General features: G+C 66.2%; 14 protein-coding genes. 7 read left to right on the top strand and 7 right to left on the bottom strand.

Annotation, left to right across the window (positions count from 1 at the left end; genetic code table 11):
- Positions 1-72: 72 nt before the first annotated feature.
- A complete protein-coding gene (locus JAO74_RS12250) occupies positions 73-867 on the top strand; it encodes a metallophosphoesterase (protein ID WP_233150943.1) in 795 nt (264 codons plus the stop codon).
- Here JAO74_RS12250 and JAO74_RS12245 read toward each other — a convergent pair.
- From JAO74_RS12245 to JAO74_RS12235, 3 genes are all read right to left on the bottom strand, one after another.
- On the bottom strand, positions 864-1,040 hold the full coding sequence (locus JAO74_RS12245) for a DUF1328 family protein (protein ID WP_199038290.1): 177 nt from the start codon (positions 1,038-1,040) through the stop codon (positions 864-866). The genes JAO74_RS12250 and JAO74_RS12245 overlap by 4 nt on opposite strands.
- Before the next feature lie 12 nt (positions 1,041-1,052).
- Complete coding sequence (locus JAO74_RS12240) at positions 1,053-1,550, bottom strand: Dps family protein (RefSeq protein WP_199038289.1); 498 nt, start codon at positions 1,548-1,550, stop codon at positions 1,053-1,055.
- 66 nt (positions 1,551-1,616) lie between these two features.
- The gene (locus JAO74_RS12235; RefSeq protein WP_199038287.1) at positions 1,617-1,955 is read right to left on the bottom strand and encodes a hypothetical protein; all 339 of its coding nucleotides are present in this window, start codon (positions 1,953-1,955) and stop codon (positions 1,617-1,619) included.
- 200 nt (positions 1,956-2,155) lie between these two features.
- Between JAO74_RS12235 and rpmG the strand changes: the two genes are divergently transcribed.
- Positions 2,156-2,323 (top strand): 50S ribosomal protein L33, encoded by a 168-nt coding sequence (gene rpmG / locus JAO74_RS12230; RefSeq protein ID WP_017977469.1) that lies wholly within the window; start codon positions 2,156-2,158, stop codon positions 2,321-2,323.
- 139 nt (positions 2,324-2,462) lie between these two features.
- Here the strand turns inward: rpmG and JAO74_RS12225 are convergent, their stop codons facing one another.
- A complete protein-coding gene (locus JAO74_RS12225; protein WP_199038285.1) occupies positions 2,463-2,837 on the bottom strand; it encodes a response regulator in 375 nt (124 codons plus the stop codon).
- A 36-nt stretch (positions 2,838-2,873) separates the two neighbouring features.
- Here JAO74_RS12225 and JAO74_RS12220 point away from each other — a divergent pair, with 36 nt between their 5' ends.
- The 4 genes from JAO74_RS12220 to JAO74_RS12205 all read left to right on the top strand — a co-directional run bounded on the left by JAO74_RS12220 (position 2,874) and on the right by JAO74_RS12205 (position 5,673).
- The gene (locus JAO74_RS12220; RefSeq protein ID WP_199038283.1) at positions 2,874-3,146 is read left to right on the top strand and encodes a DUF3572 domain-containing protein; all 273 of its coding nucleotides are present in this window, start codon (positions 2,874-2,876) and stop codon (positions 3,144-3,146) included.
- A complete protein-coding gene (locus JAO74_RS12215; RefSeq protein WP_199038281.1) occupies positions 3,143-3,778 on the top strand; it encodes an HAD family hydrolase in 636 nt (211 codons plus the stop codon). The genes JAO74_RS12220 and JAO74_RS12215 overlap by 4 nt, the downstream gene beginning before the upstream one ends.
- A gap of 56 nt (positions 3,779-3,834) precedes the next feature.
- A complete protein-coding gene (locus tag JAO74_RS12210; protein WP_199038279.1) occupies positions 3,835-4,308 on the top strand; it encodes a RidA family protein in 474 nt (157 codons plus the stop codon).
- Between the two features lie 234 nt (positions 4,309-4,542).
- The gene (locus tag JAO74_RS12205) at positions 4,543-5,673 is read left to right on the top strand and encodes a GNAT family N-acetyltransferase (RefSeq protein ID WP_233150941.1); all 1,131 of its coding nucleotides are present in this window, start codon (positions 4,543-4,545) and stop codon (positions 5,671-5,673) included.
- On the opposite strand, the gene JAO74_RS12200 is transcribed toward JAO74_RS12205, so the two are convergent.
- Both JAO74_RS12200 and JAO74_RS12195 read right to left on the bottom strand, forming a co-directional pair.
- Positions 5,637-7,250 carry a hypothetical protein gene (locus JAO74_RS12200; RefSeq protein WP_199038277.1) on the bottom strand — a complete coding sequence of 538 codons (1,614 nt, stop codon included), beginning with the start codon at positions 7,248-7,250 and terminating at the stop codon, positions 5,637-5,639. The genes JAO74_RS12205 and JAO74_RS12200 overlap by 37 nt on opposite strands.
- Positions 7,251-7,342: 92 nt before the next feature.
- On the bottom strand, positions 7,343-8,566 hold the full coding sequence (locus JAO74_RS12195) for an argininosuccinate synthase (protein WP_199038275.1): 1,224 nt from the start codon (positions 8,564-8,566) through the stop codon (positions 7,343-7,345).
- A gap of 109 nt (positions 8,567-8,675) precedes the next feature.
- Between JAO74_RS12195 and JAO74_RS12190 the strand changes: the two genes are divergently transcribed.
- The gene (locus JAO74_RS12190; RefSeq protein WP_199038273.1) at positions 8,676-9,074 is read left to right on the top strand and encodes an EF-hand domain-containing protein; all 399 of its coding nucleotides are present in this window, start codon (positions 8,676-8,678) and stop codon (positions 9,072-9,074) included.
- A 42-nt stretch (positions 9,075-9,116) separates the two neighbouring features.
- Here JAO74_RS12190 and JAO74_RS12185 read toward each other — a convergent pair whose 3' ends face one another.
- Positions 9,117-11,504 carry a TonB-dependent receptor gene (locus JAO74_RS12185; protein ID WP_199038271.1) on the bottom strand — a complete coding sequence of 796 codons (2,388 nt, stop codon included), beginning with the start codon at positions 11,502-11,504 and terminating at the stop codon, positions 9,117-9,119.
- Positions 11,505-11,601 lie beyond the last annotated feature (97 nt).

Here is an 11,601-nt window from a genome sequence, read left to right as displayed (position 1 = left end):
CGGCGTTGCGCTCCCGGCGGCGGCTTCGATATGCCGGACAGCATGATCGCCCGTCGTCTTCTAGCGTTTTTGTTGTTCGCTCTAGTGATGGCGGGCGGGGTGCTGGCGGTCGCTCATCGACAGGCGCGGGCTGATCCGGTGGTGAGGCGAGCGTCGGTCGCGCTGCCCCGCTGGCCCGCGGACGCGCCGCCCGTGACGGTCGCCTTGCTGAGCGATCTACATGTCGGCAACGCGGCGATGGATGCGGAGCGGCTGGCGCGCATCGTTACTCAGGTGAATCGGCTGAAACCCGATCTGGTCGTGATCGCAGGCGACTTTATCGCCGGTCATACGCCGGCGGATGCGAGCGCTGCGCCACAATTGGCGCCGCTGCGGCGATTGACCCCAAGGCTGGGGACGATCGCAGTACTCGGCAATCATGATTACTGGACGGACCCGTCCCGCGTCAGGGCGACATTACGGGCGGCGGGGGTGACGGTGCTCGCTAACGAGGCGGTCCAGCGCGGGCCGCTTGCGATCGGCGGACTGGACGACCAGCCGACGCATCATGACCGATTGCCGGCCACACTTGCGGCGATGCGGCGGCTGGGCGGTGCATCGGTGATGGTCGCACACTCACCCGATATCGCGCCCGGCCTGCCGGATGACGCGCCCCTGCTGATGGCGGGGCATACGCATTGTGGGCAGATCGTGCTGCCCCTCTACGGCGCGCTGGGCCATGTCTCCCGCTTCGGCGACCGCTATCGTTGTGGCGTAGTGCGAGAGGGCGACCGGACGACGATCGTCGGCGCCGGTCTGGGGACGAGTGTGCTGCCACTACGCCTCGGCGCACCAGCCGATCTGTGGCTGGTGCGCCTGAGCGGTTAATCCAGTACCTTCTTGCCCGCGACCAGCCCCAGGACGAGGAAGATCACGAACAGCGCCAGCGCGATGAAGAACAGGATCTTGGCGATGCCGACGAACGCGCCGCCGATGCCGCCAAAGCCGAGGCCACCGAGAACGAGGCCGATGAGGAGGAAGATGATCGCGAGCTTGAGCATGACGGTTCCCTTTTACGATTTACGGCTGGCTTCGAACAGGAACCAGGCACGCTCTTCGGCCTGATCGATCCATTCGTCGGCGATCGACGAGGTGGCGGTATCCTTGGCGGCCTCGGCCCGCTCGCGCGCGTCGCGCAGCGTTTCGATCAGCTTCAGATTGTCTTCGCGCAGTTCGGCGAGCATCTCGTGCGGTGGCACGAAATCGCGATCGTTATCGGCGATCTGCTGGTGACGGCTGATGTCGCCGATCGACCGCAATGTGGTGTTGCCGGTCTTGCGCACGCGCTCGGCGATCGCGTCCGTCACGCCCAGAATCTGCGCCGCCTGATCGTCGAGAAGCAGGTGGTAATCGCGGAAATGCGGACCGGACACGTGCCAGTGAAAATTCTTGGTCTTCAGATAGATCGCGAAGCAATCCGCCAGTGCGGTATTCAGCGCGTCGGCGACGGTGCGGGTATCGTTGCGATTGAGATCGCTGGGGGTTTCGAGGGCGGGGTTGATGTCGGCCATGCCAAGCTCCGGTGTTCAGATTCGGATGCGCAACGATCCGCCCGGAAAATGGCTCCGCCTAATCGTTCATCCCGCGAGACGGACCGAGCAGGCGGCGGCAAACGTCTCGCACGCGGCGACATCCTGCCGATCGCTGCCGATCGCATCGGCAAGCAGCGACAGCCAGCCATGGACGAGCGCACCGCACTCGCCGCGCGACAGCGCCGAATCGAGGAAATGCGCGACGGTGACGGCGGGGTTCAGGCCGTTGCGATGCGCGATCACCCGAATCGCATCGACATCCGGCGCGATCTCTCGGGCGCGGGCATAGGGCGCCCGTACGTCGATCGCGGCGATGCGGACGTTCAGGTCGGCACGAACCGCATCCAGGTCCGCCATCTGCGCCAGCGCGTGTACCGATGCCATGACGCCCGTCCCCCAAATCATTGTTTTGATGTGGCATCAGCCTGCGCATGGTTTTGTTAAAGCCTGATGAACCCCATGGTTAAAACACGGGCGAAATGCCCCTGATGGTTGACTCGGCCGCCATCATGCGCCATGCGCCGCCACTGATCGAGCGGTGGCCTGACGGCTGGCCGCTCTCTTCTTTTTCAGGATTAGGGCTCATGGCCAAGCCAACCACCGTCAAGATCAAGCTCGTCAGCACGGCCGATACCGGCTTCTTCTACGTCACCAAGAAGAACCCGCGGACCAAGACCGAGAAGCTGAGCTTCAGCAAGTACGATCCCGTCGTGCGCAAGCATGTCGAGTTCAAGGAAGCCAAGATCAAGTGATCCGGTGGGCGGCGTGAAGCCGCCCCTCGTTTCCACGATCGATCGGGCAGTCAGCCGCGGGTGATCCTCGCGGCTTTTTGTCGTGGGCGCGACCGATTGCCTCGACGACCGCCGCGGCGACCGCGGCGGCAACCGGCCGTCAGCGCATGCCGGAGGCCAGCTCGCTCACCGCGCTCATGAACCGGGCAAGGCTGATCGGTTTCGAGATATACGCGTCCGCCCCGGCGGCGCGGATGCGGTCCTCGTCGTCGCGCCCGGCATAGGCGGTCACCGCCATGATCGGGATACGGCGCAGCGCCGGGTCCTTTTTCAACGCCAGGATCAGCTCATAGCCGGTCACATGCGGCATCTGGATGTCCATGATGATGAGGTCGGGTTTGAACTCGGCCGCGCGGGCCACCGCCTCTCGCCCGTCGCGGACAGGCTCCGCCTCCCACTCATGCGCACGCAGGAGATCGCAGAAGAGCTTCAGATTGAGTTCGTTGTCCTCGACAACGAGCACCTTTTTCGCCACGCGCTGCATGATCCCTTCTCAACCGGACGGTAGACAATGCCCGGCCCCGTTACAAACGAAGACGCTATTTCCCTCGCGTTACAGGCGCTTGTGTGGACCCTGAATGAACCGGATCGCGCGGATCGCCTGCTGGCGGTCACCGGACTGGACCCGGACGACCTGCGGACGCGCGTCGGCGAGCCTGCCGTCCTGTCGGCGGCGCTCGGGTTTCTGGAGGGGCATGAGCCTGATCTGATCGCCTGCGCCGCGGCGCTGGGGGTCCCCCCGCAGGCGCTGGTTGCCGCCCATTACTGGCTGGAGCAGGCATGACGCCCCCCGCAAGACCGCTGCTGATTACCGATTGCGACGAGGTGCTGCTGCACATGGTCCGGCATTTCCGCGACTGGCTGGACGAGGCGCACGACATCGATTTCGATATCGGCGCGGGCGATTTCCGGCGCAGCCTGACCCGGCGCGACGGCGGCCCGCCCCCCGATCAGGATGCGATGTGGGGCCTGCTGGGCGGGTTCTTCCCGGCCGAGATGGATCGCCAGACGCTGGTGCCGCACGCCGCCGAAGCGCTGGCGATGCTGGCCGAACGGGCGGACATCGTCGTACTCACCAACCTGCAGGATCATTGCCAGCAGGCACGGATCGACCAGCTCGCCCGGTTCGGCATCGCGCACCGCGTGGAATGCAACCAGGGCGGCAAGGGCGATCCCGTCGCGCGTCTCGTCGCCGAGCATGGCGACCCGGTGACGGTGTTCGTCGACGATCTGGCGGTGCATCACGACTCGGTCGCGCGGGCGGCCCCCGGCGTCCACCGGTTGCACATGATCTCCGACCCCGAACTCGCCGCGGCGATGCCCCCCGCACCGGCGGCGCACGCACGGATCGACGACTGGCGACCGGCCGGCGACTGGATCGCGGCGCGATTCGCCGGGGGGCCGGCCGCCGCCTGAAACGCGGGTCGACTGGCGGCTTGACTGGCGGGGGCGGTGGAGGCACGCCCCGTGCCATGACCGACCATATCGACCGCACGCTCGCCGACCTCGGCCTCTCCCTCCCAGAGGCCGCGGCCCCCGTCGCCGCCTATGTCCCCGTCGTCGAGGTGAACGGCCTCGTCCATCTGTCCGGCCAGTTGCCGTTCAAGGACGGCGCGCTGGTCACCGGCCGGCTGGGCGACTCGCTGTCGCTGGAACAGGGTCAGGAAGCCGCTCGCCTGTGCGGCCTGATGATCGTCGCCCAGTTGAAGAAGCACCTCGGCGACCTGTCGCGGGTACGTCGGATCGTGAAGCTGGGCGTGTTCGTCAATTCGACCAGCGACTTCACCGACCAGCCCAAGGTCGCCAACGGCGCGTCGGAACTGATGGTGGCGCTGTTCGGCGATGCCGGTCGCCACGCCCGCTCCGCCGTCGGCGTGCCGGTATTGCCGCTGGGCGCGGCGGTGGAGATCGACGCGATCGTCGAGATCGGCGAACCGCTCGCCTGACGCACACCATTCCAAGCTTCCGTTCCCCGGCGGAAGCCGCGGTCCAGTTGGGTGAGTGATCGTAATGATCAATACAGCCATCCCGACTGGACCCCGGCCTTCGCCGATGAACTGGACTGGTTTTGAAGATCACCGCAGGAACCCCTGCCCGTCCGTCTCGTCGCCCCTATATGAGGCGACGATGACGTTCACCGCCAGCCCACCTTTCCCGACCCGCGACCCCGAGGCGACATCTTGACCGGCGTCGCCGCGCGCCTGTGCGAAGGGGTCCGTGCCATCGCGGCGGCGGACTGGGATGCATGCGCCGGCGCCGGCAACCCGTTCGTCAGCCACGGCTTCCTCGCCGCGTTGGAAGAATCGGGCAGCGTCGGCGGGCGATCGGGGTGGCAACCGCTGCCGATCGTCATCGACGGCCCCGATGGCCGCCCCGCCGGCATCGTCCCCGCCTATGCCAAGTCGCACAGCCAGGGCGAATATGTGTTCGACCATGGCTGGGCGGATGCATGGCAACGGGCGGGCGGCGACTATTACCCCAAGCTGCAGATCGCCGCGCCGTTCAGCCCGGTGCCCGGTCCCCGGCTGCTGCTGCGCGATCCGGCAGTAGCCCCGGCGCTGATCGCCGCGCTGGAGACGGTGGTCGACCAGAACGGCCTGTCCTCCGCCCACGCCACCTTCGTCACCGACGACCAGTTGCCGGCGTTCGAGGCGGCGGGCTGGCTGATCCGGCAGGGGACGCAGTTCCACTGGGCGAATGATGGTTATGCGACCTTCGACGATTTTCTCGCCGCGCTGGCGTCTCGTAAGCGCAAGGCGATCCGCAAGGAACGCGCCGCGGCGGTCGAGGGGCTGACGATCCGGCATCTGTCGGGCGATGCAATCCGGCCCGAACATTGGGATGCGTTCTGGGCCTTCTATCAGGACACCGGCAGCCGCAAATGGGGGACACCCTATCTGAAGCGGTCGTTCTTCCCGCTGCTGGGCGAGGCGCTGGGCGACCGGGTGCTGCTGATCCTGGCGGAACGGGACGGTGTGCCGATCGCGGGGGCGCTCAATCTGGTCGGCGACGATGCGCTGTACGGCCGGTACTGGGGTTCGACGGAGGAGGTGCCGTTCCTCCATTTCGAGCTATGCTATTATCAGGCGATCGACGCTGCCATCGCGCGTGGCCTAGCGCGGGTCGAGGCGGGGGCGCAGGGCGAACACAAGCTGGCGCGCGGTTACGTGCCGGTGCCGACCTGGTCGGCGCATTATATCCCCGATCCGAATTTCCGCCGCGCGGTCGCCGATTTCCTGACCCGCGAGCGCGAAGGCGTCGCGGCAGAGGCGGGTTATCTGGCCGAGATGGCGCCGTTCAAGCGCGGCTGAGGCTGTACCAGGGCGGGGGGTATATCCGCCGGCGGACGCCGGTCGTCGATGCGGAACAGTATGTTGCGGCCATCGCGCCAGATCGGCGTCAACCCGCGCACCAGCGCCGGGTCGTACCGTGGCGGGTTGAGCAGCCAGACATAATCGAACGCATCGCGCGGGAAGGTCGCCAGCGCCATGCTCAGCGGCCGCCACCACTCGCCGCGACAGCGGCGGTCGGTCACCACCTGTGACGGATCATGCGCGAAGCCCTTCGCCGCATAATACCGCGTCGTAAGCTGTTGCGCGCCGGCCATCGACCATTGATCGTTGGTATAGGCGAACTTGCGTTCCAGCAGCAGGCCGGGGACATGTTCCAGCCGGCTATACGCCCAGTCGTCGCGACAGCGCCGGCCGACGAAGCTGACGACGCGCGCCCGATCGGGAATATACTGCAACGCAGTCAGCGCCCGGTCGTAACTGCGGTCGTACAGCCAGTAGCTCCACGTCGTCCCCACCAGCCGCGCGCCGAAGAAGATCAGGCCCAGCGTCGCGAAGGTCGCGGCCCCCCGGAACGACAGGCCACCACGCGGGCGCAGGCCGATCACCGCGATCGCCAGCGCGAACGGGGCGAGGCGCATATCGGCATAGGCCGAACCGAACACGATCCGCGGCAGGATCAGGAACACGACCAGCAGGAAGATCGCCGAGAGGGCGAGATTGCGCGAATGTTCGATCCGCCGGTCGCGCATGCCCTTCACCAGGATCAGGAACAGCACCGTGGCGGAGGCGACGTCCCACACCTGCCAGCGGTCGCGCAGGACCATCGTGACCCAGCTGAACTTGGCCTGCCAGTTGAACCAGTCGGCGGTCTGGCCGGTGACATGGTCGCCCGATCGCCAGAAGATCATCAGCGCCATTGGCAACGCCAGCGGCAGGCAGCCGAGACCGGCGCGCACCAGCGCCTCCAGCCAATGGCCACCGCGGCCGTCCTTGCGCAGGTCGTGCTGGCGGATCAGCTCGGCCGAAAACGCGAGGACGCCGAGCACACCCCAGCCGAAGGTGTGGCAGACCCACAACGCGCATGACAGCGGCAGGAAGAGAACCGCGCGCAACTGCAACCTGCCTAGCCGCGCGAGCCGGAGCCACCACGCGAACATGTTCAGCGCCAGCGCCATCGACAGCGCGAAATTCACGAACCCGAACTGAAACGGATAGCTGTACGCCAGCGGCAGCGCGAACAGCGCGGTCGCCGGGATGCGGCCATGCACCTCCCGCGATATCCATAACAGGCCGGTGACGGTCAGCGCGGGGATCGCCATCACGATCAGCTTCACCGTCAGTTCCAGCCCTAAGATCGGCGCGAGCGGGATGATGAGCAGGTCGATGCCGAGATTGCCGATCAGCGACCAGCGGAAATCATACCATTGGTTCAGCCACGGATTGCCGCCGATCGCGAGCTGCACGCGATACCGGGCCATATGGCCGGGCAGATCGACCAGCGGTGGAATCTCCGGCCACCACAACGGAATCGTGACCGCGATCGCCATCGCCGCCACGAACCACCGCGTCTGCCACCAGTGCAGCTTTTCCCCCATCACGAATGCCTTAAGCGCCGCGACTCATCCGCGCAACGTGGTTGCGGTATATGGCATGGCCGGGGACTCCATACCTGTCCGCCCGGACGTAATCAGCGATCGCGCCGGCCGAGCAGACGCAGGCGCAGCGCGTTCAGTTTGATGAAGCCGGCGGCGTCGCGCTGGTCGTACGCACCCTGATCGTCCTCGAACGTCACGACCTTTTCGCTGTACAGCGAATGCGGCGACTTGCGGCCGGTGACGATGCACGATCCCTTGTACAGCTTCAGCCGGACGGTGCCCGTCACCTTCTCCTGGCTGTAGTTGACCGCGGCCTGCAACATCTCGCGCTCCGGCGAGAACCAGAAGCCGTTATAGACCAGCTCGGCATAACGCGGCGCCAGCTCGTCCTTCAGATGCGCGGCACCGCGGTCGAGCGTGATCTGCTCGATCCCCCGGTGTGCCATCGCATAGATGGTGCCGCCCGGCGTCTCGTACATGCCGCGGCTCTTCATGCCCACGAAGCGGTTCTCGACCAGATCGAGCCGGCCGATGCCGTGCGCGCGACCCAGGTCGTTCAGGCGCGCGAGCAGCGTCGCCGGGCTCATCCCCTCGCCGTTCAGCGCGACACCGTCGCCCCGCTCGAAATCGATCGTGATGACCTCGGGCACGTCCGGTGCATCTTCCGGATTCACCGTGCGCGAATAGACATATTCCGGCACCTCGTCCCACGGATCTTCCAGCACCTTGCCCTCGGACGAGGTGTGGAGCAGGTTCGCGTCGGTCGAGAACGGTGCTTCGCCGCGCTTGTCCTTGCTGACCGGGATCTGGTGCGATTCGGCGAACTCGATCAGGCGGGTACGGCTGGTCAGATCCCACTCGCGCCACGGCGCGATGACCTTGATGTCGGGCGCCAGCGCATAATAGCCCAGCTCGAAACGGACCTGGTCGTTGCCCTTGCCCGTCGCGCCATGGCTGACCGCATCGGCGCCGACCTGACGTGCGATCTCGATCTGGCGCTTGGCGATCAGCGGCCGGGCGATCGACGTGCCGAGCAGATACGTCCCCTCGTACAGCGCATTGGCGCGCATCATCGGGAAGACGTAATCCTTCACGAACTCCTCGCGCAGGTCGTCGATGAAGATGTTCTCCGGCTTCACGCCCATCAACTCGGCCTTGGCGCGGGCCGGTTCCAGCTCCTCGCCCTGCCCTAGATCGGCGGTGAAGGTCACGACCTCGCACCCGTAATTCTGCTGCAGCCATTTCAGGATGACGCTGGTGTCCAGGCCGCCGGAATAGGCGAGGACGACTTTGTTGATCGCGGGCGTGTCGGTCATGCCGCGCCCCTATGCGCTGGGCGCGCGGGGCGCAACCGTCCGGTGATGCGTTCAGCGCCGATGCAGTCGCCGTCGCTATGACGGCGCCACCCGTCAGGAGATCATTTGCATGCGTTTCGTCTTCGCCGCCCTTACCCCTGCCCTGGTTATTATCGCCGTCGCCGCTCCCCTGTCGGCACAGGAAACCCGCGCATCGGCCGCCGCCAAATTCTCCCGCGAATTCGCGGCGTCCGACACCAACAAGGACGGCGTGCTGACCCGCGCCGAGGTGCAGGCACGGATCGGCACGATGGCGGCGGGCAACAAGAAGCTCGATCCCGTCCACACCAAACGCCTGTCCGACCTGTGGTTCACGCGCGCCGATGCCAACAAGGACGGGAAAGTGACGCAAGCAGAGGCGCAGGCGCTGCTGACCGCGACCTTCGACGCCTATGACGCGAATCGCGACGGCAAGGTCGGCACCGACGAACGCGCGGCGGCGAAGGCCGGGATCAGCAAGGGTCGATAAGGCGAAACCCGGTGGCGCGATCGGCGCCACCGGGTCCGGCAATTACCTGAAACGACCGCTGAGCGACACGCCGATGATCCGTGGTTCGTTGAACACGGCGGCGTTGTAGTTCTCGATCACGCCCTTCAGGTTCTTCTCGTTCGTCACGTTGCGCGCGAAGGCGGCGATTTCCCACGCGTCGTCCGGCGCGGCATAGCCGGCCTTCAACCCGATCTCGAAATTGCCGTCGGCGTAAAATTCGCGCGTCCGGTACAGGACGAAGTTGGTGTAGCCCTGGATATTGCCATCGGCGCCGAAAAACACCTTGCCGTCATTGGCGAGCGGCACGTCGTACCGCACCGCCGCGTCGAGGTTCCAGCGCGGCGCGTTGGGCAACGGATTGCCGTCGATCTGCGCGAAGTAGGTCCGGCCGGTGCCGGTGCCGCGCGTGAAGAACGGATCGGACACGGTGCAGGTCTGCACCCCGTTCAGGCTGCACGTCTGCGCGAACACCCGCTTGTCCCTGATCTTCGACGACAGCGCACTGGCGCCCAGGCTGAACGCCAGATCGCGCACCGGCCGCCATTCCAGTTCGGCCTCCATGCCATATGCCCGCACCTTGTCGGCGTTGAACAGCACGCCATTGCCGTTCGAATCATTGCCGTTCAACTGAATGTCGTTGACGGTGTAGGTGAACACCGACGTGTTGAAGCGGACGGTGTTGTCGAACAGGCTGGATTTGGTGCCCACCTCGTACGACGTCACCGTCTCGCTGTCCGCCGTCGTGAAATCGGCGTTGAACACGGCGGAGCGACCCTGGATCGTCGGCCCCCGGAAACCACGCGCGACGCGGGCATAGATGCTGTTGTCGGGATCGACCTGATACAGCGCGCTGACGTCCCAGCTGGGCTTGGTATCCTTCAGCGTCACGTCGGTGCGGCCGCGATAGGGATTGGTGGCCGATCCGGCGTTCTTCAGCAGGCGGGTACGCTTCCTGTCCTCGGTCACGCGGCCGCCGGCGGTGATCGTGAAATCGGGGGTCAGCTTGTAACTGGCCTGCGCGAAGCCCGCATAGCTGCGGTTCGTGTTGAACAACCGCACCCAGTTGTTCGGATTGCGGCCCGTGCCAAGCGCGTCGGGCTGGCGCAGGAAGAACGTGCGCTGATAGAAATCGGTGGTGTCGGCCGAGTTGAAATAGAACCCGCCCAACTGCCACGTGAAGCGATTGCCGGCCGCGCTCGCGAGGCGAACCTCCTGCGTATACTGGTCGAGATCGCGGACCTGGCCCTGACTCTGGCCGAACCCGTTGGCGCGGCCGTTGAACGGATACAGCACCGCCGCGCCGCCATCGGTATCGCCGCGGCTATACCCGCTGGTCGTCTCCCACGCGCTGATCGAAGTCAGCGTGACGCCGCCGAAATCATAGCTGGCATTCACCGACGCGCCCTGCGTGTCGTAGGACTGCGGATTGTCCTGCCCCTCGTCATACGCCACTCGCCCACGCGGTTCGGCAGACGCGTCGTTCGACCCCCGCTTCAGCGCCCCACGGTGGAACAGCGTCGACGTGCCGTCATACCAGCGGGCATGACCGGACACGAGGACCGAGGCGCGATCGGTGGGCGTCAGCAGGAATTGCAGGCGCACGTCACGCTCGTCGAAACCGCCCATCGCATCCTTGCGCGGGGTGGCAGTGCCGTCCGGGCTGGTGCCGGCAAAGGCGTTGTCGACCCAGTCGGCGCGGTGCTGGATCAGCGCCGACAGCCGCACCGCGACGAGATCGCGGACCAGCGGCCCGCCCACGCCCATGTCGAAGCTGGTCGTATAGTAACTGCCGACCGACGCCTGCGCGCGGCCCTGCCATGTCTGGCTCGGGCGGATCGTGTCGAACTTGATGATGCCCGCCGTCGTGTTGCGGCCGAACAGCGAACCCTGCGGCCCGCGCAGCACCTCGACCTGATCGACGTCGAACACCGGGTTCGATTTCAGAACGACATGTTCGAGGACGACATCGTCCTGAATGATCGACACGGGCTGCGACGCGCCGAGATAGAAATCGATGTTGCCGAGGCCACGGATATAGAAGCGCGGGAAGATGCGCCCCGTCGTCGTTTCCGCATACAGGCCCGGCACGCGACCGGCGAGCGCCAGGATGTCCTCACCACCCGACTGGAAATCGCGCAGTTCCTGACCGGCGACGACCGCGACCGACACCGGCACGCGCTGCAGGTTTTCCGAACGACGCTCGGCGGTGACGGTGATCTCTTCCAGACCCGCATCGTCGCTTGCGGCGGGCGCGGCGGACTGGGTCGACGCGGGATCGGGCGCCCCGGCGGCAGGCGGCGTCTGTGCGACGGCAGCCGATGCGAACGCCAGCGCGGAAAGCCCCGCGCCCAGCGACAGGGCGGGCTTCAGGTAACGGAATGGCACGGTATATCCCCCAACAGGTGTCATCGGTGGCGTCCGTCACCCCGTGTCCCGCCGTCCCGGCCGCGTTTCGCGTGCCGGATGGCAAAGGCACACTCCCTGCGAAGAAGCGGATACCCCAGAC

The sequence above is a fragment of the Sphingomonas mollis genome (assembly GCF_016427505.1).
Lineage (GTDB): Bacteria > Pseudomonadota > Alphaproteobacteria > Sphingomonadales > Sphingomonadaceae > Sphingomonas > Sphingomonas mollis.
This window is presented reverse-complemented; position numbering and strand designations above follow the sequence as displayed.